The organism is Streptomyces sp. P5F9, from assembly GCF_057961495.1.
Genome location: NZ_JBXVPZ010000114.1, coordinates 1 through 23,151 on the forward strand (window position 1 = coordinate 1; position 23,151 = coordinate 23,151).

Sequence of the window (23,151 nt, forward strand, 5' to 3'; positions counted from 1 at the left end):
ACTCCAGCCCCGACCCCGCCTTTTCCTGGAGCGCGCCCCTGAACCCCGGTGAGGGGCGGCCGGTTGTGTCGTTCGGGGAACCCGAGGGGTACGACGAGCGGGTGCGGGCGCGGCCGTTGGGGGCGCGGATACGGTCGCGTACTGCCGCTGTCGGCGTCTGCGTCGTGCTCGGTCTCGGGCTCATCGGCGGTGCGGTGACCGGGAGTTGGCTCACGGGGGATGACGGAGTGGACAGCAGCGCCACGTCCTTCGCCGCCGCCGGGCAACTGTGGCACAGCGTGCCCGTCGACCAGCTCTTCCCGCCCAGCGTGCAGGGCCAGGGGGCCGGGCCCGGCGGTGCCGACCGTACCTGGACGCGGATCGCCGTCGCCCCGGACACCGGGTGTGCCGGTGCTTTCGACCCGCTCCTGCGGGACGTGCTCGCGCCCGTCGGCTGCCGGCGGCTCCTGCGGGCCACCTACACCGACGCGACCCAGAGCTACGTCACCACCGTCGGCATCCTCTTCACCAAGGCCGACATCGCCGCGATGACCGCCCTCTCCACCCGATTCAAGAAGGAGAACCTCGGCAACCGCGCCGACCTCATGCCCCGCCCGTACGCCGCCAAGGGCACCCTCGCCGCGGCCTTCGGCGACAAACAGCGGGCCTCGTGGACCGTCTCCGTCCTCACCGACGCCCCCGTCGTCGTCTACGCCGTCTCCGGCTGGGCGGACGGCCGTAAGGTCGACGCACCCGAACCCGCCGACGAAGCCGTCACGTCCGGCGGCACCGAAGCCCCCGCCCAGGCCGGTCTCGGCAACGAGGCGCAGGGGCTCGCCGACCGTGTCGAGCGGAGCCTGCGCAAGACCGTCGACTCGCCCTCGGGGACATCGAAGACCTCGGGGGCCTCAGAGACCTCGGAGAAGAAGCCCTGATGAGCGTCACCGTCCGCCGGGCCGGTCTGCTGAGCGTCCTCCTGGCCGCCTCCCTCGCCCTGGTCCCGTCCACCGTCGCGCACGCCGACGGCATACGCGCCCAGGAATGGGCCCTGGACGCCATGCACACCCAGGAGGCCTGGCAGACCACCAAGGGCAAGGGCATCACCGTCGCCGTCCTCGACACCGGCGTCGAGGCCGACCACCCCGACCTCACCGGCAACGTCCTCGCCGGCAAGGACATGGTCGGCTTCGGGGCCAAGCCGGGCGACCGCGCCTGGGCCCGGCACGGCACCGCCATGGCCGGGATCATCGCCGGCCACGGACACGGCCCCGGCGACACCGACGGCGTCATCGGCATCGCCCCCGAGGCCAAGATCCTCCCCGTCCGCGTGATCCTCGAAGACGGCGACTCCGCCCGCGGCAAGGCCCGCACCACCCGCGGCAACGCCCTTGCGGACGGCATCCGTTGGGCCGCCGACCACGGCGCCGACGTCATCAACCTCTCCCTCGGCGACGACTCCGCCTCCGCGCACCCCGAGCCCGCCGAGGACGAGGCCGTGCAGTACGCCCTGAAGAAGGGCGTCGCGGTCGTCGCCTCGGCCGGCAACGGCGGCGAGAAGGGCGACCACGTCTCCTACCCGGCCGCCTACCCGGGCGTGATCGCCGCGACCGCCGTGGACCGCTTCGGCACCCGCGCCTCCTTCTCCACCCGCCGCTGGTACGCCACGGTCAGCGCCCCCGGCGTCAACGTCGTCATCGCCGACCCCGACCACAAGTACTACGAGGGGTGGGGGACCAGCGCCGCGTCCGCCTTCGTCTCGGGCGCCGTCGCGCTCATCAAGGCGGCCCACCCGGGGCTGACCCCGGCCCAGATCAAGAAGCTCCTCGAAGACACCGCCCGCAACCCCCCGGCAGGCGGCCGCGACGACTCCCGCGGCTACGGCTTCATCGACCCCGCCGCCGCCATCAAGGCCGCCGCCGGCCTCAAGCCGACCGGCCTGCGTTCCGCCGCCTACGGCAAGAAGTACTTCGGCTCAGGACCGGACGCCGCGAAGACCGACAGCAGCACGTCCGACTGGGCGGGCCCCCTCGCGGGCAGCGTCGGCGGAGTCCTCCTCGTCGCCGCGGTCGTCCTGTGGCGCGGCCGACGCCGACGCCCCGAGGCCTTCTGAACGCAGGGGTGAGCAGGGGGAGTTGGCCGGGCCGGCGAGAGCCACTCCCGTCCCGTACCGGGCGAGCGGTCGTCAGTCCGTCGCGGACGCCGAAGCCGCCGTAGACGAACCGCTGTTCTCACCGAACGCCGCGACCCCCGCCTTCGCCGCCGCCTCGGTCAGCGTGATGCCCTTGGTCTGGGTCGTGCTGCCCTTCGAGAGCACGGCGACCAGGTACGCGTCGCCGTCCGTGCCGGTCACCCGGCCGATGCTGTTGACGTCCCACAGACCGGTCGTGCTCCGCGCCAACCAGCCGTTCTTCAGCGCCCACTTGGAGCCGTCGGCCGCGGCCGACACCCCCCACTGCTGGTCGGCCTCTATCTCCTTCATCAGACCCTGGATGTACGACTGCGACGCCGCGCTCAGCTTCGAGTCGTCACCGAACACCTGCTGGAGCAGGGTGAGTTGGTCGGCGGCCGTGGTCTGGGTCAGCCCCCAGAGCGGGCCCGCGCCACCCGTGGTGCCGGTCAGTCCGAACGTCTTGTTCGCCGCGTCGAGCCCGTCCGCCGTGCCGATGATGTTCCACAGGGCCGTCGCGGAGGCGTTGTCGCTGTTCTGGATCATCGTGGTGGCGTACGACTTCTCGGTCGCCGTCAGCTGCCGGCCCGCGTCCTGAGCCTGGAGCAGCAGCGTCGCCAGGATGTCGACCTTGACGATGCTCGCCGTGTCGAAGTCGGCGCTGCCGTACGTGGCGCTCTCGCCGGAGGTCAGATCGAGCACCGCCACCGACACCTTCTGGTCGCCGGTCGGAGTCACCGACGTCATCGCCTTGGCCAGCAGCGCGTCGTAGTCGACCGTCGGCTGCGTCACAGGTTCCACCGTCGCCTCCTGGCTGCCCGACGCCGACGCCGACGCTGAGGCCGTCGGCGCCGACGACGACGATACGGCGCCGGAGTGAGCGTGTGCCTTCACGTACACGGTTCCCGCCGCCGTAGCGCCCACGACGGCCACGGTGGCGAGGGCGATGTAAGGGAGCGGACGGCGTCGGGAGGGACGCGCGCGGTGGTTTCGGCGGGCGGCTCTGGAAGACTCCATGCCCGCGATCGTGGTGGCGGCGACTGTGCGACACGTGAGATGAAAGTTAGATGTCTGTCAACTGTGTCTGAGAAAGGTGTGAAAGCTGAGTCGTCCGCGTTTCAGGACCCGCACAAGCCCAGCAGCATCCCCCCGATAGGGTCGGTCACCGTGGCGAACAAGAACATTCCCGACTCCGGCTACTCCGACGACGACGGCACGGCCGACCCCGCACTGAGCGCGGCGCTCGCCGCCTGGGCCGAGGACCGCACCGCCGTAGGGCCCGTGCTGGCGGCCCTCAAAGGCGCCCGGCTGCTCGTGCCCGTGGTGGCCGTCCTCGGCGAGGTCGAGGAGGACGAGAACGGGCTGCGCCGCGAGAAGACCAGCGACATGGCCGTGCCGACACTGAAGGCCGGCGGCCGGACCGCGCTGCCCGCCTTCACGTCCACCGACTCGCTGGCCCGCTGGGACCCGGCGGCCCGGCCCGTGGCCGTACCGCTGCACCAGGCCCTGCAGGCCGCCGTGCACGAGAAGGCGGACACGATCGTGCTGGACCTGGCCGGGCCCGTGCCGTACGAACTGAGCGGTTCCGCGCTGCTCGCGGTGGCGGAGGGGCGGACGACCGCCGATCCGCTCACCGATCCGGCGGTGGTGGACGCGGTACGGACCGCGGTCGCCGCCGAGCCCGCCGTACTGCGCGCGCACCTCGGCCCTGGCCAGGCCGACGGCACCCTCGCGCTCGTGCTCGACCCGGCCGCGCCCGCCGCCGAGGCCGCCCGCGCGGTGGCCCGGCGCCTCGCCGACGACGAGACGCTGAGGGCCCGCCTGGTGCGCGGCCTCGACCTGGCACTGCTGCCGGCCGGGGCGACGCCCCCGGGCGAGCCCTTGTACGTACGTATGGGGTGAGTCTCTAGCCGTAGACCGGGCCCGTGTACTTCTCGCCCGGGCCCTGGCCCGGCTCGTCGCGGACGAGGGACGCCTCGCGGAAGGCGAGCTGGAGGGACTTCAGGCCGTCGCGCAGCGGGGCCGCGTGGAACGAGCTGATCTCGGTCGCGCTCGCGTCGAGGAGGCCGGCCAGGGCGGTGACCAGTTTGCGGGCCTCGTCCAGGTCCTTGTACTTGTCGCCCTCCTCGGTCAGACCCAGCTTCACGGCGGCGGCGCTCATCAGATTCACGGCGACCGTCACGATCACCTCGACCGCCGGGACCTCCGCGATGTCGCGGGCCATGGCGTCGAAGTCGGGGGCGTCAACATTGGTGGACTCGGGAGGCGTGTCACTCATGCCCCACACGATAGGGCCCGGTGTACGGCGGTTCGCACCACCCCCGGGGAGCTGCTAACCTTGTGTGATGACCGGCCAGGCACCGTGGTGCCCGGCCAACAAGTGGAGGCTCCGATCTCCCACCTGACTGTCCTCACGGACGGCGGGTCACCCCGGTCAGGCGGTCACCATCGTTCCGTACGGACGATGGAGTCGCCCGAAAGCGCGCCCCGCGATCATCGCGGCGGTGCTCCGGCAGTGTTTTGGAGCCCCGTCTTGTGATCGTCCGGGGCATTTTTTGTGTTCCGGCGCGGTTGGTCTGTCTACCAAAGACAAACGCGGCCGTCCGCCAGATGGCCGTGTGGTGCTAACCGAGGAGGATCCATCAGCACCGAGCCCCGTATCAACGACCGGATTCGCGTTCCCGAAGTGCGACTTGTCGGTCCGAGCGGCGAGCAGGTCGGAATTGTTCCGCTTGCCAAGGCCCTTGAGCTTGCGCAGGAGTACGACCTGGACCTGGTCGAGGTTGCGGCGAGTGCACGTCCGCCGGTCTGCAAGCTCATGGACTACGGGAAGTTCAAGTACGAGTCGGCCATGAAGGCCCGTGAGGCGCGCAAGAACCAGGCGCACACGGTCATCAAGGAGATGAAGCTCCGGCCGAAGATCGACCCGCACGACTATGACACCAAGAAGGGTCACGTCGTCCGGTTCCTGAAGCAGGGCGACAAGGTCAAGATCACGATCATGTTCCGTGGTCGCGAGCAGTCCCGGCCGGAACTCGGCTACCGACTGCTGCAGCGTCTCGCGGAGGACGTGGCCGACCTCGGGTTCGTCGAGTCGAACCCGAAGCAGGACGGCCGAAACATGATCATGGTTCTCGGCCCGCACAAGAAGAAGACCGAGGCGATGGCCGAGGCCCGTGAGGCCCAGGCCGCCCGCAAGGCGGAAGCGAAGGCCAACCCGGGCAAGTCGCAGAACGCCGCGGAGTCCGAGTTCGACGACGAGAACATCGCCGGCGAGGACAACGTCGACGAGGTCGAGACCGTCGAGGCCCCGGCCGAGGCTCGCGCCGACGCCTGATCCCCGGACGCCAGTCCAGGGATGTAACCGAAACAAGAGCGACGCTCCACCCGTGCCCGGTTTCACGACCGGGCACCGGAGCGCCACCGACGAGGAGATAACGGCGCTATGCCGAAGAACAAGTCGCACAGCGGTGCCAGCAAGCGCTTCAAGATCACCGGCTCCGGCAAGGTGCTCCGCGAGCGTGCCGGCAAGCGCCACCTGCTCGAACACAAGTCGTCCCGCGTGACGCGTCGCCTCACCGGCAACGCCGAGATGGCCCCGGGCGACGCCAAGAAGATCAAGAAGCTTCTCGGCAAGTGACGTACGCGGCGCTCCCGTCGAGCGCCGTACGTCTGGACCGGGACCCCATCGATTCCGGGCCGTGTGAGTCCCACCACGGCCCCGCTACAAGGAGTTAAACAAGTGGCACGCGTCAAGCGGGCAGTCAACGCCCACAAGAAGCGCCGGGCGATCCTCGAAGCCGCCTCCGGCTACCGCGGTCAGCGTTCGCGCCTGTACCGCAAGGCCAAGGAGCAGGTCACCCACTCGCTGGTCTACAACTACAACGACCGCAAGAAGCGCAAGGGCGACTTCCGTCGGCTGTGGATCCAGCGCATCAACGCCGCTGCCCGCGCCAACGGCATCACGTACAACCGCTTCATCCAGGGTCTGAACGCGGCGAACATCGAGGTCGACCGCAAGATCCTCGCGGAGCTGGCTGTCAACGACGCCGGTGCGTTCGCTGCGCTGGTCGAGGTTGCGCAGAAGGCTCTGCCGAGTGACGTCAACGCCCCCAAGGCCGCGTGACGTTGGCTTTCGCCGTGAGTTGAAGGACCCGCAGGTTTTCAGGCCTGCGGGTTCTTTGCTGTCAACCCCGGTTTGGTTCGTTGTCGGGTGCGGGGCCGTTGTGGCTGGTCGCGCCCCGCGGCGGAGCCGCTAATGTCACAGCCCCGCGCCCCTGAGGGAAATATCGTTGGCCTGAGATTTGAAGGTGAAAGCAGAACATGTCCCCCGACCTCATCTCTCCTCGCTCCGCTCGCGTCGCTGCCGCCCGGCGGCTCGGCAAGCGGAACTTCCGGAGCAAGGAGCGGCTGTTCCTGGCCGAGGGGCCGCAGGCCGTGCGGGAAGCGGCGGGGTACAAGGACACGCTTGTCGAGTTGTTCGCGACTGTTGAAGCTGCGGAGCGGTATGCCGACATCGTCGGCGAGGCCCGTGACGCCGGTGCGCGGGTGCATCTTGCGGATGAGCAGGTCATCGCCGATATCTCGACGACCGTCACGCCGCAGGGGCTGGTCGGGGTCTGTCGGTTTCTTGACACTCCGTTTGAGGAGATCCTCAAGGCTCGGCCCAAGCTCGTTGCCGTGCTTGCCAACGTGCGGGATCCCGGGAACGCCGGCACCGTTCTGCGGTGTGCGGATGCCGCCGGGGCCGAGGCCGTCGTACTGACCGATGCTTCTGTGGATCTTTACAATCCCAAGGCCGTTCGGGCCTCCGTGGGGTCCCTGTTTCATCTGCCCGTCGCCGTCGGGGTGCCCGTTGAGCAGGCTGTGGCCGGGCTCAAGGGGATCGGGGTGCGGATTCTCGCCGCTGATGGGGCCGGGACCGACGACCTCGACGACGAGCTGGATCAGGGGACCATGGGCGGGCCCACCGCCTGGGTGTTCGGGAACGAGGCGTGGGGGCTTCCGGAGGAGACCCGGGGGCTCGCGGACGCCGTCGTGCGGGTTCCGATCCACGGGAAGGCCGAAAGCCTGAACCTCGCCACAGCCGCCGCCGTATGTCTGTATGCGTCGGCGCGTGCACAGCGCGCCTCCGGAGGGTGCCGCTCTGTCACCGGCAGCTAGTAGGGTGACCAGCTCGGGGGCCACCTGCGCCGTATGAGAAGAGGTGGGGTACGGGGATGACTGTCGGCACGAGCAGCGCGCCGGGAGCACGGGGTGTGCCCCGGCCGTCCGGGGCCCGGCACGACGACCTCGGCATCGACCCCGACGAGCTGGCCGACGGACTGGTCATCGCCGACGAGCACGGCCATGTCGTCTGCTTCAACGCCGCCGCCGAGCGCATCACCTCCGTGGCCGCCGCCGACGCCCTCGGGCAGAGGCTGGAGAAGGCCCTCCCGTTAGAAGACCTGGAGGGGCGCCGCTGGTGGCAACTGACCGATCCCTACGGCGGGTTGGCCATCCGGGTGCGGCAGCCCGAGCGGAACCTGCTGTTGCCGGGTGGTCATGAGGTTCTTGTCACCGCGCGCTACGTCCGTACGGAACCCCTCGGTCCTGTTCGCCGGGTCGTCGTCTCCCTCCGCGACACCGAGGCCCGGCGCCGCACCGAGCGCAGCCACGCCGAGCTGATCGCCACCGTCGCCCATGAACTGCGCTCGCCGCTCACCTCCGTCAAGGGCTTCACCGCCACCCTGCTCGCCAAGTGGGAACGTTTCACGGACGACCAGAAGCGGCTGATGCTGGAGACCGTCGACGCGGACGCCAACCGCGTCACCCGGCTCATCGCCGAACTGCTCGACATCTCCCGCATCGACTCCGGACGGCTGGAGCTGCGCCGCCAGCCCGTCGACATGGGCGCGGCCGTCGGCCGTCACATCCAGGCGTACGTCGCAGCGGGGCAGACCGCCGACCGGTTCCTGCTCCGCATCGAGCAGCCGCTGCCCGACCTGTGGGCCGACCCCGACAAGGTCGACCAGGTGCTCAGCAACCTGCTGGAAAATGCGGTGCGCCACGGCGAGGGAACCGTCACCATCGATGTCACGGCCTCGGCCTCCCCCCGAGAAGGGGAGGAGACCGGCACCTCGGTGACGGTGAGCGACGAGGGCCCAGGCATCCCGGAGGAGTCCATGAACCGCGTCTTCACCCGCTTCTGGCGGGGCAGCAAGCGCGGCGGCACCGGACTTGGGCTGTACATCGTCAAGGGCATCGTCGAGGCCCACGGCGGCACCATCACGGTCGGCCGCGCCCCCGGCGGCGGCGCCGAGTTCCGATTTATGTTGCCCGTGGGCACCCCGGCGTATCTGCAGTAGCCCTGCCGCAGCCGCCGACGAGGCCCCACGGGCGCGGTCACCTGCCTCACCCCCGTTAGACTCGGCCTTTGGCACCTTTGCGTCCCCGTTTCAGGGACGACGACGCGTCCCCCGAGTCGAGTCGGGACGGGGACCATCCGCCAGCCAACCGGAAGCACGGGAAGAGATGTCGGCACCGAATAAGTCGTACGACCCTGTAGAGGTCGAGGCCTTGAAACCGGAAGAGATCGAGCGCATGCGGGACGAGGCGCTCGCCGCCTTCGCCGCCGCCGGTGACCTCGACGCGCTCCAGGAGGCCAAGGTCGCCCACACCGGCGGCACCTCCCCGCTCGCCCTCGCCAACCGCGAGATCGGCGCGCTGCCCCCGCAGGCCAAGGCCGCGGCCGGCAAGCTCGTCGGCCAGGCCCGGGGCGCGGTGAACAAGGCCCTCGCCACCCGCCAGGCCGAGCTGGAGGCCGACCGCGACGCCCGCGTCCTGGTCGAGGAGGCGGTGGACGTCACGCTGCCGTACGACCGCGTACCGGCCGGCGCCCGGCACCCGCTCACCACGTTCATGGAGCGGGTCGCGGACGTCTTCGTGTCCATGGGATACGAGATCGCCGAGGGCCCCGAGGTCGAGGCGGAGTGGTTCAACTTCGACGCGCTCAACTTCACCCCGGACCACCCGGCCCGGCAGATGCAGGACACCTTCTTCGTCCAGGGCCCCAAGGGCACCGAGGGCGACGAGTCCGGTGTCGTCCTGCGCACGCACACGTCCCCGGTGCAGGCTCGCGCCATGCTGGACCGCGAGCCGCCGGTCTACATCGTGTGCCCCGGCCGCGTGTACCGCACGGACGAGCTGGACGCCACGCACACCCCGGTCTTCCACCAGATCGAGCTCCTCGCCATCGACGAGGGCCTCACCATGGCCGACCTCAAGGGCACCCTCGACCACATGGTCCAGTCGCTCTTCGGCGCGGAGATGAAGACCCGGCTGCGCCCGAACTACTTCCCCTTCACCGAGCCGTCCGCCGAGATGGACATGCTCTGCTACGTCTGTAAGGGCGAGTCCGTCGGCAACCCCGACCGCCCCTGCCGTACCTGCTCCTCCGAGGGCTGGATCGAGCTGGGCGGCTGTGGCATGGTCAACCCGCGCGTCCTCGTGGCCTGTGGTGTGGACCCGGAGAAGTACAGCGGATTCGCGTTCGGGTTCGGCATCGAGCGGATGCTGATGTTCCGCCACAACGTCGAAGACATGCGAGACATCGTCGAGGGCGACGTCCGGTTCACCCGGCCGTTCGGGATGGAGATCTGATGCGCGTCCCGCTTTCTTGGCTGCGGGAGTACGTCGACCTGCCGGCGACGGAGACCGGCCGCGACGTCCAGGCCAAGCTCATTTCCGTCGGCCTTGAGGTGGAGACCGTCGAGCAGCTCGGCGACGGTCTCAAGGGCCCCCTCGTCGTCGGCAAGGTCCTCACCATCGAGGAGCTGGAGGGCTTCAAGAAGCCCATCCGCTTCTGCACGGTCGACGTCGGCCAGGCCAACGGCACCGGCGAGCCCCAGGAGATCGTCTGCGGCGCCCGCAACTTCGCCGTCGGCGACAAGGTCGTCGTGGTCCTCCCCGGCGCGGTCCTGCCGGGCGACTTCGCGATCGCCGCGCGCAAGACGTACGGCAAGACCTCGCACGGCATGATCTGCTCCGGCGACGAGCTGGGCATGGGCGACGACGGCTCCCACGGCATCATCGTCCTGCCGCCCGAGCACGAGGTCGGCACCGACGCGATCGAACTGCTCCAGCTCGTCGACGAGGTCCTCGACATCGCCGTCACGCCCGACCGCGGCTACGCCCTGTCGATCCGCGGCGTCGCCCGCGAGACCGCCACCGCCTACGGCCTCCCGCTGCGCGACCCGGCGCTCCTGGACGTCCCGCAGCCGAACGCCTTCGGCTACCCGGTCCAGGTCTCCGACCCGATGGGCTGCGACCGCTTCACGGCCCGCACGGTGACCGGCCTCGACCCCGAGGCCCGCTCCCCGCTCTGGCTCACGCGCCGCCTCCAGAAGGCGGGCATGCGCCCGATCTCGCTCGCCGTCGACATCACCAACTACGTGATGCTGGAGCTCGGCCAGCCCCTGCACGCCTACGACCGTTCCCGCGTCCAGGGTCCGATCGGCGTGCGCCGGGCCGAGCAGGGCGAGAAGCTCACCACCCTCGACGGCGCCAAGCGCACGCTGGACGCCGAGGACCTGGTGATCACCGACGACCGCGGCCCCATCGGCCTCGCGGGCGTCATGGGCGGCGCCAACACCGAGATCGACGACACCGAGGGCACCACCACCGAGGTCGTCGTCGAGGCCGCCCACTTCGACGCGCTCTCCATCTCGCGCACGGCCCGCCGCCACAAGCTGGCCTCCGAGGCGTCCAAGCGCTTCGAGCGGGGCGTCGACCCGCAGGCCGCCTCCGCCGCCGCGCAGCGCACGGTCGACCTCCTGGTCCTCCTCGCCGGTGGCACGGCGGACGCGGGCGTCACCGAGGTCATCGCGCCCTCGGCCCCGCACACCATCACCATCCCGGCCGACCACCCGGACAAGGTCGCGGGCGTCGACTACGGCCGCGAGACCGTCGTACGGCGTCTCCAGGAGGTCGGCTGCGACGTGTACGGGCAGGACGAGCTGATCGTCACCGTCCCGTCCTGGCGCCCCGACCTCACCGACCCGAACGACCTGGCCGAAGAGGTCATCCGCCTGGAGGGCTACGAGAACCTGCCCTCCACGCTCCCCAAGCCCCCCGCGGGCCGGGGCCTCACCGACCGCCAGCGCCTCCACCGCCGCATCGGCCGCGCGCTGGCCGGCGCGGGTTACGTCGAGGCGCCGAACTACCCCTTCGTCGGCGAGCACGTCTTCGATCAGTTCGGCCTCACCGCCGACGACCCGAACCGCAAGGTCGTCAAGCTGGTCAACCCGCTCTCCGACGAGGAGCCGGCGCTTCGTACGACGCTGCTGCCGGGGTTGCTGGGTGCCTTGCGGCGCAATGACGGCCGGGGCTCGCATGACCTCGCCCTGTTCGAGACCGGGCTGGTCTTCCACCCGCGTGAAGAGCTGAAGATCGCGGTACGGCTGCCTGTCGACCGGCGTCCTACCGACGAGGAGATCGCCTCTCTCACCGCGGCGCTGCCCGTTCAGCCCCGGCATGCCGCGGTCGTCCTCGCGGGCGCGCGTGAGCAGGCCGGTTGGTGGGGCAAGGGGCGTCCGTCCGACTGGGCCGACGCGGTCGAGGCGGCGCGGGTGCTGGCGCGTGAGGCCGGCACCGAACTCGTTGTGCGGGGTGGGCAGTACGGGCCCTGGCATCCGGGGCGTTGCGCGGAGCTTGCCGTTGTCGTCGACGGGGTCGAGCAAGTCATCGGGTACGCGGGGGAGTTGCACCCTGGTGTGCTGAAGACGCTGGGGCTGCCCGCGCGGACCAGTGCGATGGAACTCGACCTGGATGTGCTGGAGTTGGCGTCTTCGGGGGTTCCCAAGGGGCCGAAGATCTCGACGTTCCCTGTTGCCACGCAGGATGTCGCGCTCGTTGTCGATGTGGCTGTGCCGCATGCGGGTGTTGAGGCTGCGTTGCGTGAGGGGGCGGGTGAACTGCTGGAGTCCATCCGGCTGTTCGACGTCTACGAGAACGCTGCGCAGCTGGGCGAGGGCAAGAAGTCGCTGGCGTATGCGTTGCGGTTCCGGGCGGCTGATCGGACGTTGACCGTCGATGAGGCGTCGGCTGCTCGGGATGCGGCGGTTGCGTTGGCCGGGTCGCGGGTTGGGGCTGTGCTTCGCGGCTAAACGGGGCTAAGGGGTGGGGGCTGCTGTTGATTGCCGGCTGCGGGCTCGTTGTGGCTGGTCGCGCAGTTCCCCGCGCCCCTAAAGGGGCGCTTCGCGTCCCCCCATCTGCATAAATGCGGGTCTCATGTCGGCTCACTCGTTCGGGTGAGAAGTTTGGGTGATGTGGCCCGATCGGGGCATGTGGTCGACAGAATCGGACCGGCCTTTCGGGGTCGGTCCGATTGCGCTGTCGGGGCCTATTTGGGGGGCCACAGGCATGATCCGCATCAAGGCTGGGGTGCCCGGCAGGACGCGCCCGGGGACGCGTGCCCGCCGTCCGCTGCGCAGGGCGCTCGCCCTGGGGCTGCCCACGGTCTGGGGCGCCATAGCGATCACCTACAAACTCACCTGCCCGCTCGCCCAGCAGAACAGCCTGGGCGCGCGCATCGTCACCAGCGCGGTGTTCTTCGCGGTCGGCACCGGGCTCATCGTCCAGGTCCGCCGTTCCCTGCTCCGCGAACTGCGGCAGATCCGGCAGATCGCCGGCGCCGCCCAGAACGCCCTGCTGCGCCCACTGCCACCTCGCCTCGACGGCCTGAACATCGCCGCCGCCCAACTGTCCGCGGAGCGCGGTGCGGTGGTCGGCGGTGACCTGTACGAGGTGATCGCCACCGAGCACGGTGTCCGGGTCGTGATGGGCGACGTACGCGGCCACGGGATCTCCGCGATCGGCACGGTCGCCGCCGTCCTCGGCAGTTTCCGCGAGGCCGCCCACGACGAACCCGACCTTGGGGGCGTCCTGCGCCGCCTGGATCGCGCCCTCGCCCGCCACCTCCGCGAACGCGCCCGCGCGGAACACCCGGCCTCGGGCGGCCTCGACCCCGACAGCCCGGTCGCCGAGGAGTTCGTCACCGTACTGCTGCTGGAGATCGGCAGGGACGGGGAAGTGCGGGGGCTCAATTGCGGTCACCCGTGGCCGTACCTGCTGAGCGGGACCAGCGTCGAACCGCTTGCCCGGGCCGATCCCCTTCCGCCCCTCGGCCCGTTCCCGTTGCCGGCGGAGCTGCCGTTCGTCTGCTGCGGCCAACTCCTCCCGGGCGAGGCGCTGTTCCTCTACACGGACGGAGCGGAGGACGCCCGTGACGCGCGGGGCCGATTCTTCCCGCTGAGGGATGTCCTGGCAGAGGTGGCGTCCCAACACCCGCTTCCCGTACCGCAGTCGGTGCTGGGTTCGGTCTTCACGGCCCTACTCCGTCATGCGGGCGGCACGCCCACCGATGACGTCGCCATACTCATCCTGAGCAATGACCGCAGGCCCGCGTGGCCAACCTCAGGGGCGCGGGGCTGTGACATCAGCGGCTCCGCCGCGGGGGCGCGACCAGCCACGACGGCGCCGCACCCGACCAACTACCGACAGCCCAACGGTGTTTAGTCGCAAAGCCAGGCCGCCGCACTTACGAGGGGGAGCCGGCGGCCCGGCCGGCCTCTTGCGAGGCAATCCAGTCAACCGGTTCGGAACTCTCCGCAACAGCGCGCACACACCACGGATTCGCGCACTCCCTTCACACCCGGTGTGAACCGAACCGCACTACTCTGTCCGCACCGAGTCACCGGGGGGCCATCCATGCAGCCCAACACACTCCTCGACGCGATCCTGGACGAGGCGGGAATCTCGCACGCGGGACTCGCCGCCCACGTGAACCAGGCGGGACGAGCCCGAGGGCTCGCGCTACGGTACGAACACACCGCCGTGGCACGGTGGTTGAAGGGCCAGCGGCCCCGGGGCCAGGTCCCCGACCTGATCTGCGAGGTGCTCGCGACCCGCCTGCACAGACCCGTCACCCTCGACGACATCGGCCTCGGTGTACCGGGCGAACCGTCCACCCCGCACGGCACCTCCCTCTCCGGCTTCGTCGAGCGGGCCACCGCCCTGTGGCGCTCCGACGAACAGCAGCGCCCGCACATCCTCGGCGCCCCCGCGGTCACCGGAACGCCCGCGGTGATGCCCGTGTGGGAGTGGGAGAACCCGCCCGAGGACGTCGACGTATCGCGCGGCGGCCGGCACCGGGTGAGCATGGCCGACATCGAGATGCTGCGCGCGGCCCGTGCCCACTACGAGCAGATGTACCGCAAGGCCGGCGGCGTCGCGACCCGCACCCGCATCGTCGGCTTCCTCAACTCGGAGACCGCGCCCCTGCTGCGCGGCAGCTACACAGACGCCACCGGCCGCCAACTGCACCGCGCCACCGGCGGGTTGGTGGCCATCGCGGGCATCTGCGCCTACGACTCCGACGCGCACGGACTCGCCCAGCGCTACTTCCATCAGGCCCTGCGGCTGGCAAAGGCCAGCAACGACAGGGGACTTGGCGCATACGTCATCGCGCTGCTCGTCAACCAGTCGTTGTTCATGCGGGAGTTCCGCCAGGCCGTCGCCTTCGCGGAGGCCGCGCTGCGGGCCGCCGGCCGGCAGATCACCCCCGCGCTCGCCTCCGACCTGTACGCGATGCAGGCGAAGGCGTACGCCCACCTCGGCGACGGCACGAGCGCCCTGTCCTGCATCCGGCGTGCCGAGCAGGCCGCCGAACGCATCCGGCGCGGATACGAACCCGACGAGACCGGCTATGTCCAGCCGGGCCTTGTGAACGTCCAGGTGGCGGAGGCGCTTCTCAGCCTCGGCGACCTGACGGCGGCGGGAGAACACGCCACCGCGGCCGTGGACACTCCGGCGCACGACCGGGGCCGGGTGCACCGGCTGGCCATGCTCAGCCAGATCGAACTGCGCCAGGGGAACGCCGACAAAGCGGTGGCCACGGCGGTGCAGATGGCCGAACAGGCACGAGGGATGGAGTCCCAGCGGCTGCGCGACAGACTCCGCGCGGTACGCGAGTACATGGTGCGCAGTGACTGCGCGGGTACCACCGAGGCCGCCGAACTCATCGACGGGGCACTGCGCGTACCGCTGTAGAGAGCGCCCTGGAAAGCGCCGTAGACCACAACACAGTCCCTGCTGCGATATTGCCACTTACTCGACGGAAGGTGGCAGAACCGTGCAGTGGACGAAACAGAACGAACAAACTGTGTACTCAAACCGCTGGTTCAGCGTCAATCTCGCGGATGTCGAACTACCCGACGGCCGGCACCTCGACCACTTCCTCATACGGCTGCGTCCGGTGGCCGTGGCGACGGTGGTCAACGAGGCGAACGAGGTTCTCCTGCTGTGGCGGCACCGTTTCATCACCGACAGCTGGGGATGGGAGCTCGCGGCCGGAGTCGTGGAGGACGGCGAGGACATCGCGCGCGCGGCCGCCAGGGAGCTGGAGGAAGAGACCGGCTGGCGGCCGGGGCCCCTGCACCACCTGATGAGCGTGGAACCGTCCAACGGGCTCACGGACGCCCGGCACCACATCTACTGGGCCGAGGAGGGCGAGTACACCGGACACCCCGTGGACGACTTCGAGTCGGACCGCAGGGAATGGGTGCCGCTCAAACTCGTACCCGACATGGTCGCCCGCGGGGAGGTCCCGGCCGCCAACATGGCGGCCGCGTTAATGCTGTTGCACCATTTGAGGAGCGCCCCGTAGGGGCGCGGGGAACTGCGCGACCAGCCACAATGGACCCGCAGCCAACTCACCGGCCTCCGAATGGGACGTCTAACGCCCCAGGACCTGCCAGGCCGTGACGACGAGTGCACCCACGGCGGTAAGTGCAGCAATAGCCGGCAGCGGCCACCTGGTGTGCTCAAGTGCAACGATGCGCGCGCTCAGATCGTCCAGTTCCTTGTCCGTCTCCTCGGTGCGATGACTGAGCAGGGCCAGCCCTCCCTCGACACGCGCGTACGCGACGTCGAGGCGGCGGCGTAACTCTGCGAGTTCTCCATGGACCACGGGATGCTCGGGGTCGGCGGTCACGGGTCCGCTCCTTTCCGTAGTCGGAACATCCCTTGCATGTGCATGAAGAGTCAACTCCCCTGGTGGACACCGGGGGAGAGTGTGCGGGCGGCATATGCGGGCCCGGCGCGCACACGGTGTGTGAATGGCGCGGGCCCGGCACTCCGAAGAGTGCCGGGCCCGCAACCGCCAAAGTATTACGGTGAGTTGCCGTGAGGGAAGTGCTCAGGCGTAGGTGTAGAACCCCGAGCCGGACTTACGGCCCAGCCGCCCCGCGTCGACCATGCGCTGGAGCAGCGGGGGAGCGGCGTACAGCGGTTCCTTGTACTCCTCGTACATCGAGAAGGCGACCGAGGCGACCGTGTCCAGGCCGATCAGGTCGGCCAGCTTCAGCGGGCCCATCGGGTGGGCGCAGCCGAGTTCCATGCCGTTGTCGATGTCCTCGCGGCTGGCGATGCCCGACTCGAACATCCGGATCGCGGACAGGAGATAGGGGATCAGCAGCGCGTTGACCACGAACCCGGAGCGGTCCTGCGCGCGGATCGCGTGCTTGCCGAGCGCCTTCTCGGCGAACAGCTGGGCGCGGCTGAGCGTGCCCTCGGAGGTGGTCAGCGCCGGGATCAGCTCGACGAGCTTCTGCACCGGCGCCGGGTTGAAGAAGTGGATGCCGATGACCTGGTCGGGGCGCGAGGTGGCGACCGCGAGCCGTACCAGCGGGATCGAGGAGGTGTTGGAGGCCAGGATCGCGTCGGGGCGGGTCACGACCTGGTCGAGCACCTGGAAGATCTCGGTCTTCACCTGCTCGTTCTCGACGACGGCCTCGATGACGAGGTCGCGGTCGGCGAACTCGCCGAGATCGGTGGTGAAGCTGAGCCGTGCCTGCGTCTCCGCCAGTTCCTCGGCGGTGATCTTGCCGCGCTCGGCGGCCTTGGCCAGCGAGTTGAACAGCCGGGTCCGGCCGATCTCCAGGGCCTCGCCGGTGGTCTCGGCGACCTTCACGTCCAGGCCGGAGCGGGCGCACACCTCGGCGATACCCGCGCCCATCTGGCCGCAGCCGACCACTCCGACGCGCGCAATGTCTCCCGCTGGGATGCCCGTCACATCGTCCCCTTCACTGCTCTGTCACTGTGTCGCAGGACCCCGTTGTTCGACGCCTGCTCCGATCGTGCACGTTACCCGCAAGTATCGATGATCGATCGCCGGGGTCGGGCATCCTGGGGCGCGGAGACGATCCGTGACAGCACGGATCCACAGGGTATGGGGGTGTGCAGATGGGGCGATTGTCACGTCGGGCGTTCGCGATGGCCGCGCTGTCGACGCTGGCCACGACGGGCAGCGCGGCGGCCGACACCGGGTACGTGCCGAGGCCGGCAGGGCGTCCGCGCGCGGTCACCGAGATGCGGGGCGTGTGGCTGGCGACGGTCGCCAACCGCGACTGGCCCTCCCGCCCGGGCCTCACCGCGGCGCAGCAGCGCACCGAACTGATCGCCCACCTCGACACCGCGGTCCGTGACCGCCTCAACACGGTGATCTTCCAAGTGCGGCCCACCGCCGACGCGTTGTGGCCCTCGCCGTACGAACCCTGGTCCCAGTACCTGACCGGCACCCAGGGCGTGGCCCCCGGCTGGGACCCGCTGAAGACGGCCGTGGACGAGGCGCATGTGCGGGGGCTGCAGCTGCATGCCTGGTTCAACCCGTACCGGATCGCCAACAACACCGACCTGACGAAGCTCGTCGCCTCGCACCCCGCGCGCAAGCACCCGGACTGGGTGGTGGCGTACGGCGGGAAGCTCTACTACAACCCCGGGTTGCCGCAGGTCCGCGCCTTCGTCGAGGACGCGATCCTCGACGCGGTGAGGAAGTACCCGGTCGACGGGGTCCACTTCGACGACTACTTCTACCCGTACCCGGTGGCAGGCCAGACCTTCGACGACGACGCGGCCTATGACAAGTACGGCGGCGGATTCGCCGACCGGGCCGCCTGGCGGCGCGACAACATCGACAAGCTGATCCGCGAGACCGCGGCCCGCATCCAGCGGATCCGCCCGGGCACGCGCTTCGGGATCAGCCCCTTCGGCGTGTGGCGCAACATCGCGACCGACCCGCGCGGCTCCGACACCCGGGCGGGGGTGCAGACGTACGACGACCTCTGCGCGGACACCCGCATGTGGGTGCGAGAGAACTGGATCGACTACATCGTCCCGCAGCTGTACTGGAACATCGGCTTCGCCGCCGCCGACTACGCGAAGCTGCTGCCCTGGTGGGCGGAGGTCGCGCGCGGCACGAAGACGCAGCTGTACGCAGGTGAGGCGCTGTACAAGGCGGGCGATCCGGCGCAGCCCGCGGCCTGGCAGGACCCGGCCGAACTGTCCCGGCACCTCACCCTCGCCGCCAAGTACCCGCAGGTCGGCGGGCATGTCTTCTTCGCCGCCCGGGACGTCGCGGTGGATCCGGTCGGCGCGATGGCGCGGGTGGTGGCCGACCACTACCAGCAGCCGGCGAAGCCCCCGCGCTGAACTACCGTTCCGCGTCCGGGTACTTGATGTCCTGGTGCTTGATCTCGCAGTCGGGGCCGGGCGACATCAGGGCCTCGTGCCCGTCGGGGAAGCGGACGCGGTAGGGCGGACCGCCCTCCGCGCCCATCACCTCGACGACTTCCGAGACCTGGTCGTGCTCGCCGACCACCCGGCCGTGCTGGACGAGCCGATCACCCACGGTCGCACGCATCTGCAGCGCCTCCTCTCCGAGTCCGGGAGCAGCGGTCCATGCCTGTCGATGCCCTTCGAGTCTACGGCGGCCCGCCCGGCCGGGACCGGGACGTGCACGCCTCTCAACTCCGGGCCCGCTGGGTGACGGCGATGCACACCAGCACCGCCGCCGCGGTGAGTGGAGCGGCCACGGTGAGGTGCTCGCCGAGCAGCAGGACCGACCACACCAGTGTGAGCAGCGGCTGGGCCAACTGCAACTGGCTGGCCTTCGGGACGCCGATGGCTGCCATGCCCCGGTACCAGACGACGAGCCCGAGGAACTGCGAACCGGCGGCGACCCACAGCAGCCCGGCCACGCTGTGCGCGGTGAACTGCGGGGTGTCGTACGACAGCGCGATCGCGGCGGCGGGCACGCTCAGCGGCAGGCACAGGACCAGTGCCCAGGCGATGACCTGCCAGCCGGGCATGACCCGGGCCAGCCGGCCGCCCTCGGTGTAGCCGGCCGCGCAGACCAGCAACGCGGCGAGGAGATACAGGTCGGCGGTGGTCACGGCGCCGCCGCTCTGCTGGACCGTGAAGGCGAGCACCGCGCCGGCACCCGCGAGCGCGGCCGTCCAGAAGGTGCGCGAGGGGCGGATGCCGGTGCGCAGCGCGGACAGGGCGGCGGTCGTCAGCGGCAGCAGACCGACAACCACCGCCGCGTGCGCGGTGGTCGACGTCTCCAGGGCGAGTGTGGTGAGCAGCGGGAAACCGGCCACCACTCCGGCGGCTACGACGGCCAGCCCGCCCCAGTGTTGGCGGCTGGGCACACGGACACGCAGCGCCAGCAGGCAGCCACCCGCGATGACCGCGGCGAGGACGCTGCGCACGGCCACCAACGACCAGGCGCCGAAGCCTTCCAGTCCCCAGGCGGTGGCGGGGAAGGTGAGGGAGAAGGCGATCACACCGAGCGCGGCCTGGACGGTACCGGCGCGGACTCCGAGCGCGGGAGCCGGTGCGGTGGGGATGGGGCTGGTGCTGACCGCTATCGGGCTCGGGGCAGTAGCGCTATCGTGTGCTCTCATGCAAGAGCGTAGCAGTGTCGGTGAACTGGCGAATCGCCTGCGACAGGAACTCAACCGCTACTCACCTGGTGGAAAGCTGCCGTCGAGCCGGGCGCTCGTCGAACGGTTCCGGGTGAGCCCCGTGACCGTCTCGCGCGCCCTCGCGCAGCTGGCCGCCGAGGGGCTGGTGGTCACCCGGCCCGGCGCCGGCGCGTTCCGGGCGACGCCCCGCCCCGCGACCGCCACCGCCTCGGGGGACACCTCCTGGCAGGAGGTTGCCCTCAGCGCCGACGGCACCGCCGACTTCGTCCCGCGCACGGTGGACGCGTCCGCGGTCCTGGCTACGCTGGCCGTCCCGCCGCCGGGCGTGATCGAGTTCAACGGCGGCTATCTGCACCCCTCCTTGCAGCCCGAGCGCGCGATGGCCGCGGCCCTGTCCCGGGCCGGCCGTCGCCCCGGCGCCTGGGGCCGGCCGCCGATGGAGGGCCTGCCGGAACTGCGCGAGTGGTTCGCACGCGGCATCGGCGGAGCGGTGACGGCCGCCGACGTCCTGGTCAGCGCGGGCGGCCAGACCGCCCTCACCACCGCACTGCGCGCTCTCGCACCTCCCGGCGCACCGGTCCTCGTCGAATCCCCCACGTATCCAGGCATGTTGGCGATCGCGCGGGCGGCGGGCCTGCGCCCGGTCCCGGTCCCGGTGGACGCGGACGGCGTGAAACCGCCCCTGCTCGCCGACGCGTTCCGCGCCACCGGCGCCCGGGTCTTCGTCTGCCAGCCCCTGTTCCAGAACCCGACCGGCGCGGTCCTCGCCCCCGCCCGCCGCGCGGAGGTCCTGCACATCGCCCGCGACGCGGCGGCGTTCGTCATCGAGGACGACTTCGTACGACGGCTGGTGCACGAGGACGCGGGCCCGCTGCCGCGCCCGCTCGCCGCCGACGACCCCGACGGAGTCGTCGTCCACGTCGGCTCGCTCACCAAGGCGACCTCGCCCAGCTTCCGGGTCAGCGCCCTCGCCGCGCACGGCCCGGTACTGGAACGCCTGCGCGCCATCCAGGTCGTCGACACGTTCTTCGTCCCCCGCCCGCTCCAGGAAGCGGCCCTGGAACTCGTCGGCTCCCCGGCCTGGCCCCGCCATCTCCGCGCGATCTCAACGGAGTTGAAGACCCGCCGCGACGCGATGACGACCGCCCTGCGCCTCGAACTCCCCGCCTTCTCCCTCCCGCACATCCCCTCCGGCGGCTACCACCTCTGGCTCCGCCTCCCGGAGGGCACGGACGAACACTCCTTGACGATCGCGGCCCTCCGCGCGGGCGTCTCGATCACCCCCGGCCGCCCCTACTTCAGCGCCGAACCCCCGGCCACCCACATCCGGTTGAGCTTCGCGGCGGTCGCGGGGACGGGGGAGATCGTGGAGGGCGTACGACGGCTCCGAACGGCCTGCGAGGAGGCGCTCTGACGCGGCGGCACTCTAGTCCTCAGGCACCGGCACCAGGGCGCCGGCGAACTCCAGGGAGGCGAACAGCTCCGGCGTCAGGCGCACGCCCGTGAGGCGATGGGCGAGCGTGACGCAGTAGGCCTGCATCAGCGGGGCATGTTGCGTCCGGAGCCAGGTGTAGTCGTCGGCGGTGGTCGTCCGTGTCATGTTCCAAAGCCTGCCACCCGCCACTGACAACGCCGGGGTCATGGGGAAAACCGCTCGACGCCGGGGTCCGTGGCCTGCGAGCCTCCCGCCATGAACGACATCCCGAGCCTTCCCGACGGCTATGAGTTCTCCGCCGACTCCGCCCGCGTCGACATCGACCGCACCCACCGGTGGCTGTCCACCGACGCCTACTGGGCGAAGGACCGGCCCCGCGAGAAGCACGAGCGCGCGGTCGCGTCCTCGATGAACTTCGGTGTGTACGACACGGCTTCGGGGGAGCAGGTGGCGTACGCGCGCGTGGTCACCGACCAGGCCGCGTTCGCGTGGCTGTGCGACGTGTACGTGGATCCGTCGGCGCGCGGCAAGGGCATCGGCACGGCCTTCGTCGGCACCGTGTGCGAGGAACTGCGGCCGTTCGGACTGCGGCGGATCCTGCTCGCCACGCACGACGCCCACGGGGTGTACGAGAAGCTCGGGTTCAAGCCACTGGAGCGGCCCGACCGGTGGATGGCCCGCATTTTCGAGTGAGTTGTCCGCCTGGTCCCGACCTCGACGTGAGGTTTCGCCCACCCTGGGTAACTCTCATCCGGCCCCCCTTGACCTGCGTACTTCGGCGGGATCACGATCGCCGCATGCAACTTCGGGTCACGTTCGTCGCCGCCGCGCGCAGCTCCCCGCTGCTCGCGGAGCGCTTCGAGGACGACCGCCCGCTGGACCAGGCGGGCTGGGACGAGGTCCAGCGCGCCGCCCCGGTCCTGCTGCCGCTGGCGGCGGCGGAACTGCGCTACTGCTCGCCGACCCCGCGCAGCCGGACCACCGGCGACGGCCTCGGTTACACCCCGCTGGTGCAACTCGCCCTGCGGGACTGCGACATGGGCCGCTGGCGCGGCCTGACCCTCGGCGAGGCGATGGCCCGCGAACCGGCCCTGGTCGACGCCTGGCTCGCCGACCCGCGCTCCACCCCGCACGGCGGCGAGTCCCTGCTGTCCTTCATCGCCCGCGTCGGCGGCTGGCTGGACACCCGCCCCGACGACGACGGCGGCCGCATTGTCGCCGTCGCCGAACCCTCCGTCATCCGCGCCGCGTTGGTCTACGCCCTCAAGGCACCCCCGTCGACCTACTGGAACTTCGACGTACGCCCGCTGTCGACAACCACGGTCACGGGGCATGCGGGGCGGTGGAACCTGCGGTTCGACGGTGCGGGGGTTCAGTCGAGGAGGGTGTAGGGAGGGGCGGTTTTTTTTGGGGGAGCACTGGAGATGGGTGGAGGCGTTGCGGCCAGCCTGCTCCTGCTCCTGCTCCCGCTCCTGCTCCAGCGCCGGCTGGTGCGAACTCCGCCCGGAGTCAGCCGGATTCGTAGCCGCTCGGCGGCATGCATGCGGCCCGGTTGGCTGCCGCCCAACCCAGGCCCGCGTATTTGATCCGAACTCCGCGGGAAACCGGCCGGGTTGGCCGATGCTCGGCCCACGCACACGAAGGCCGGCGCGTGCGTGGGACGGCACCAGCCGCTGCCCCCTGCATCCAGCCCGTGCTCACCCCGGCATCAACTCGGTCTGAATCCAGCCAAATTCGGCGATACCCAACCCCCGTCCCCACAGCCG

At 70.5% G+C, this 23,151-nt stretch carries 23 protein-coding genes and 1 pseudogene; 17 read left to right on the plus strand and 7 right to left on the minus strand.

Annotated elements, in window-relative coordinates; genetic code table 11:
• A partial coding sequence (locus AC31A1_RS19895; RefSeq protein WP_489654589.1) for a hypothetical protein occupies window positions 1-914 on the plus strand: 914 nt, incomplete at its 5' end.
• Window positions 914-2,089, plus strand: coding sequence for a type VII secretion-associated serine protease mycosin (mycP, locus tag AC31A1_RS19900; protein WP_489654590.1), 1,176 nt, complete (start codon window positions 914-916; stop codon window positions 2,087-2,089). The genes AC31A1_RS19895 and mycP, both read left to right, overlap by 1 nt.
• Before the next feature lie 72 nt (window positions 2,090-2,161).
• On the opposite strand, the gene AC31A1_RS19905 is transcribed toward mycP, so the two are convergent.
• Window positions 2,162-3,163 carry a serine hydrolase gene (locus AC31A1_RS19905; protein WP_489654591.1) on the minus strand — a complete coding sequence of 334 codons (1,002 nt, stop codon included), beginning with the start codon at window positions 3,161-3,163 and terminating at the stop codon, window positions 2,162-2,164.
• Between the two features lie 150 nt (window positions 3,164-3,313).
• On the opposite strand from AC31A1_RS19905, the gene AC31A1_RS19910 reads away from it, so the two are divergent.
• Window positions 3,314-4,048: an SseB family protein gene (locus tag AC31A1_RS19910; protein WP_393760462.1), complete on the plus strand. Its 735-nt coding sequence runs from the start codon at window positions 3,314-3,316 to the stop codon at window positions 4,046-4,048.
• 4 nt (window positions 4,049-4,052) lie between these two features.
• Here the strand turns inward: AC31A1_RS19910 and AC31A1_RS19915 are convergent, their stop codons facing one another.
• Window positions 4,053-4,424 carry a DUF1844 domain-containing protein gene (locus AC31A1_RS19915; RefSeq protein ID WP_489654592.1) on the minus strand — a complete coding sequence of 124 codons (372 nt, stop codon included), beginning with the start codon at window positions 4,422-4,424 and terminating at the stop codon, window positions 4,053-4,055.
• Window positions 4,425-4,762: 338 nt separating this feature from the next.
• Between AC31A1_RS19915 and infC the strand changes: the two are divergent.
• The 10 genes and pseudogenes from infC (at window position 4,763) to AC31A1_RS19965 (ending at window position 15,851) form a co-directional block, all read left to right on the plus strand.
• Window positions 4,763-5,483: pseudogene (gene infC / locus AC31A1_RS19920) on the plus strand (translation initiation factor IF-3).
• A 108-nt stretch (window positions 5,484-5,591) separates the two neighbouring features.
• Window positions 5,592-5,786, plus strand: a complete 195-nt coding sequence (rpmI, locus tag AC31A1_RS19925; protein ID WP_019065473.1) for a 50S ribosomal protein L35 — start codon at window positions 5,592-5,594, stop codon at window positions 5,784-5,786.
• 102 nt (window positions 5,787-5,888) lie between these two features.
• Complete coding sequence (rplT, locus tag AC31A1_RS19930; RefSeq protein WP_019066261.1) at window positions 5,889-6,272, plus strand: 50S ribosomal protein L20; 384 nt, start codon at window positions 5,889-5,891, stop codon at window positions 6,270-6,272.
• A gap of 197 nt (window positions 6,273-6,469) precedes the next feature.
• A complete protein-coding gene (locus AC31A1_RS19935) occupies window positions 6,470-7,309 on the plus strand; it encodes a TrmH family RNA methyltransferase (RefSeq protein WP_489654593.1) in 840 nt (279 codons plus the stop codon).
• Between the two features lie 56 nt (window positions 7,310-7,365).
• A complete protein-coding gene (locus tag AC31A1_RS19940) occupies window positions 7,366-8,493 on the plus strand; it encodes a sensor histidine kinase (RefSeq protein ID WP_489654594.1) in 1,128 nt (375 codons plus the stop codon).
• Between the two features lie 166 nt (window positions 8,494-8,659).
• Window positions 8,660-9,787: a phenylalanine--tRNA ligase subunit alpha gene (gene pheS / locus AC31A1_RS19945; protein WP_489654595.1), complete on the plus strand. Its 1,128-nt coding sequence runs from the start codon at window positions 8,660-8,662 to the stop codon at window positions 9,785-9,787.
• Window positions 9,787-12,291, plus strand: a complete 2,505-nt coding sequence (gene pheT / locus AC31A1_RS19950; RefSeq protein WP_489654596.1) for a phenylalanine--tRNA ligase subunit beta — start codon at window positions 9,787-9,789, stop codon at window positions 12,289-12,291. The genes pheS and pheT overlap by 1 nt, the downstream gene beginning before the upstream one ends.
• Before the next feature lie 256 nt (window positions 12,292-12,547).
• Window positions 12,548-13,702, plus strand: coding sequence for a PP2C family protein-serine/threonine phosphatase (locus AC31A1_RS19955; RefSeq protein WP_489654597.1), 1,155 nt, complete (start codon window positions 12,548-12,550; stop codon window positions 13,700-13,702).
• Window positions 13,703-13,894: 192 nt separating this feature from the next.
• Entirely contained in the window at window positions 13,895-15,235 is a 1,341-nt protein-coding gene (locus AC31A1_RS19960) for an NsdA family TPR-like regulatory protein (RefSeq protein WP_489654598.1), read from the plus strand.
• Window positions 15,236-15,317: 82 nt separating this feature from the next.
• Window positions 15,318-15,851 carry an NUDIX hydrolase gene (locus tag AC31A1_RS19965; protein ID WP_393760476.1) on the plus strand — a complete coding sequence of 178 codons (534 nt, stop codon included), beginning with the start codon at window positions 15,318-15,320 and terminating at the stop codon, window positions 15,849-15,851.
• A gap of 69 nt (window positions 15,852-15,920) precedes the next feature.
• Here AC31A1_RS19965 and AC31A1_RS19970 read toward each other — a convergent pair whose 3' ends face one another.
• Together AC31A1_RS19970 and AC31A1_RS19975 are read right to left on the minus strand one after the other, a co-directional pair.
• Window positions 15,921-16,178, minus strand: coding sequence for a hypothetical protein (locus AC31A1_RS19970; protein WP_489654599.1), 258 nt, complete (start codon window positions 16,176-16,178; stop codon window positions 15,921-15,923).
• 204 nt (window positions 16,179-16,382) lie between these two features.
• On the minus strand, window positions 16,383-17,258 hold the full coding sequence (locus tag AC31A1_RS19975) for a 3-hydroxybutyryl-CoA dehydrogenase (protein WP_489654600.1): 876 nt from the start codon (window positions 17,256-17,258) through the stop codon (window positions 16,383-16,385).
• A 170-nt stretch (window positions 17,259-17,428) separates the two neighbouring features.
• On the opposite strand from AC31A1_RS19975, the gene AC31A1_RS19980 reads away from it, so the two are divergent.
• Window positions 17,429-18,673 (plus strand): glycoside hydrolase family 10-like protein, encoded by a 1,245-nt coding sequence (locus AC31A1_RS19980; RefSeq protein ID WP_489654601.1) that lies wholly within the window; start codon window positions 17,429-17,431, stop codon window positions 18,671-18,673.
• Window position 18,674: 1 nt separating this feature from the next.
• Here AC31A1_RS19980 and AC31A1_RS19985 read toward each other — a convergent pair whose 3' ends face one another.
• Both AC31A1_RS19985 and AC31A1_RS19990 read right to left on the minus strand, forming a co-directional pair.
• Window positions 18,675-18,884, minus strand: a complete 210-nt coding sequence (locus AC31A1_RS19985) for a DUF1918 domain-containing protein (RefSeq protein ID WP_489654602.1) — start codon at window positions 18,882-18,884, stop codon at window positions 18,675-18,677.
• Between the two features lie 103 nt (window positions 18,885-18,987).
• On the minus strand, window positions 18,988-19,929 hold the full coding sequence (locus tag AC31A1_RS19990; RefSeq protein ID WP_489654603.1) for a DMT family transporter: 942 nt from the start codon (window positions 19,927-19,929) through the stop codon (window positions 18,988-18,990).
• Between AC31A1_RS19990 and AC31A1_RS19995 the strand changes: the two genes are divergently transcribed.
• Window positions 19,928-21,364, plus strand: coding sequence for an aminotransferase-like domain-containing protein (locus tag AC31A1_RS19995; protein ID WP_489654604.1), 1,437 nt, complete (start codon window positions 19,928-19,930; stop codon window positions 21,362-21,364). The genes AC31A1_RS19990 and AC31A1_RS19995 overlap by 2 nt on opposite strands.
• A 12-nt stretch (window positions 21,365-21,376) precedes the next feature.
• Here AC31A1_RS19995 and AC31A1_RS20000 read toward each other — a convergent pair whose 3' ends face one another.
• On the minus strand, window positions 21,377-21,550 hold the full coding sequence (locus AC31A1_RS20000) for a DUF6461 domain-containing protein (RefSeq protein ID WP_489654605.1): 174 nt from the start codon (window positions 21,548-21,550) through the stop codon (window positions 21,377-21,379).
• 90 nt (window positions 21,551-21,640) lie between these two features.
• Between AC31A1_RS20000 and AC31A1_RS20005 the strand changes: the two genes are divergently transcribed.
• Window positions 21,641-22,078 carry a GNAT family N-acetyltransferase gene (locus AC31A1_RS20005; RefSeq protein WP_489654606.1) on the plus strand — a complete coding sequence of 146 codons (438 nt, stop codon included), beginning with the start codon at window positions 21,641-21,643 and terminating at the stop codon, window positions 22,076-22,078.
• Between the two features lie 104 nt (window positions 22,079-22,182).
• On the plus strand, window positions 22,183-22,776 hold the full coding sequence (locus AC31A1_RS20010; protein ID WP_489654607.1) for a histidine phosphatase family protein: 594 nt from the start codon (window positions 22,183-22,185) through the stop codon (window positions 22,774-22,776).
• The last annotated feature ends 375 nt before the right edge of the window (window positions 22,777-23,151 follow it).

Bases quoted from the DNA above. Each gene is read 5' to 3' on its own strand.
- pheT (WP_489654596.1), top strand. From the start codon at position 9,787: ATGCGCGTCCCGCTTTCTTGGCTGCGGGAGTACGTCGACCTGCCGGCG.
- AC31A1_RS19980 (WP_489654601.1), top strand. From the start codon at position 17,429: ATGGGGCGATTGTCACGTCGGGCGTTCGCGATGGCCGCGCTGTCGACG.
- AC31A1_RS19905 (WP_489654591.1), bottom strand. From the start codon at position 3,163: ATGGAGTCTTCCAGAGCCGCCCGCCGAAACCACCGCGCGCGTCCCTCC.
- AC31A1_RS19995 (WP_489654604.1), top strand. From the start codon at position 19,928: ATGCAAGAGCGTAGCAGTGTCGGTGAACTGGCGAATCGCCTGCGACAG.
- AC31A1_RS19940 (WP_489654594.1), top strand. From the start codon at position 7,366: ATGACTGTCGGCACGAGCAGCGCGCCGGGAGCACGGGGTGTGCCCCGG.
- AC31A1_RS19915 (WP_489654592.1), bottom strand. From the start codon at position 4,424: ATGAGTGACACGCCTCCCGAGTCCACCAATGTTGACGCCCCCGACTTC.
- AC31A1_RS19985 (WP_489654602.1), bottom strand. From the start codon at position 18,884: ATGCGTGCGACCGTGGGTGATCGGCTCGTCCAGCACGGCCGGGTGGTC.
- AC31A1_RS20005 (WP_489654606.1), top strand. From the start codon at position 21,641: ATGAACGACATCCCGAGCCTTCCCGACGGCTATGAGTTCTCCGCCGAC.
- AC31A1_RS19955 (WP_489654597.1), top strand. From the start codon at position 12,548: ATGATCCGCATCAAGGCTGGGGTGCCCGGCAGGACGCGCCCGGGGACG.
- rpmI (WP_019065473.1), top strand. From the start codon at position 5,592: ATGCCGAAGAACAAGTCGCACAGCGGTGCCAGCAAGCGCTTCAAGATC.
- AC31A1_RS19990 (WP_489654603.1), bottom strand. From the start codon at position 19,929: ATGAGAGCACACGATAGCGCTACTGCCCCGAGCCCGATAGCGGTCAGC.
- AC31A1_RS20000 (WP_489654605.1), bottom strand. From the start codon at position 21,550: ATGACACGGACGACCACCGCCGACGACTACACCTGGCTCCGGACGCAA.
- mycP (WP_489654590.1), top strand. From the start codon at position 914: ATGAGCGTCACCGTCCGCCGGGCCGGTCTGCTGAGCGTCCTCCTGGCC.
- AC31A1_RS19935 (WP_489654593.1), top strand. From the start codon at position 6,470: ATGTCCCCCGACCTCATCTCTCCTCGCTCCGCTCGCGTCGCTGCCGCC.
- AC31A1_RS19960 (WP_489654598.1), top strand. From the start codon at position 13,895: ATGCAGCCCAACACACTCCTCGACGCGATCCTGGACGAGGCGGGAATC.
- AC31A1_RS20010 (WP_489654607.1), top strand. From the start codon at position 22,183: ATGCAACTTCGGGTCACGTTCGTCGCCGCCGCGCGCAGCTCCCCGCTG.
- pheS (WP_489654595.1), top strand. From the start codon at position 8,660: ATGTCGGCACCGAATAAGTCGTACGACCCTGTAGAGGTCGAGGCCTTG.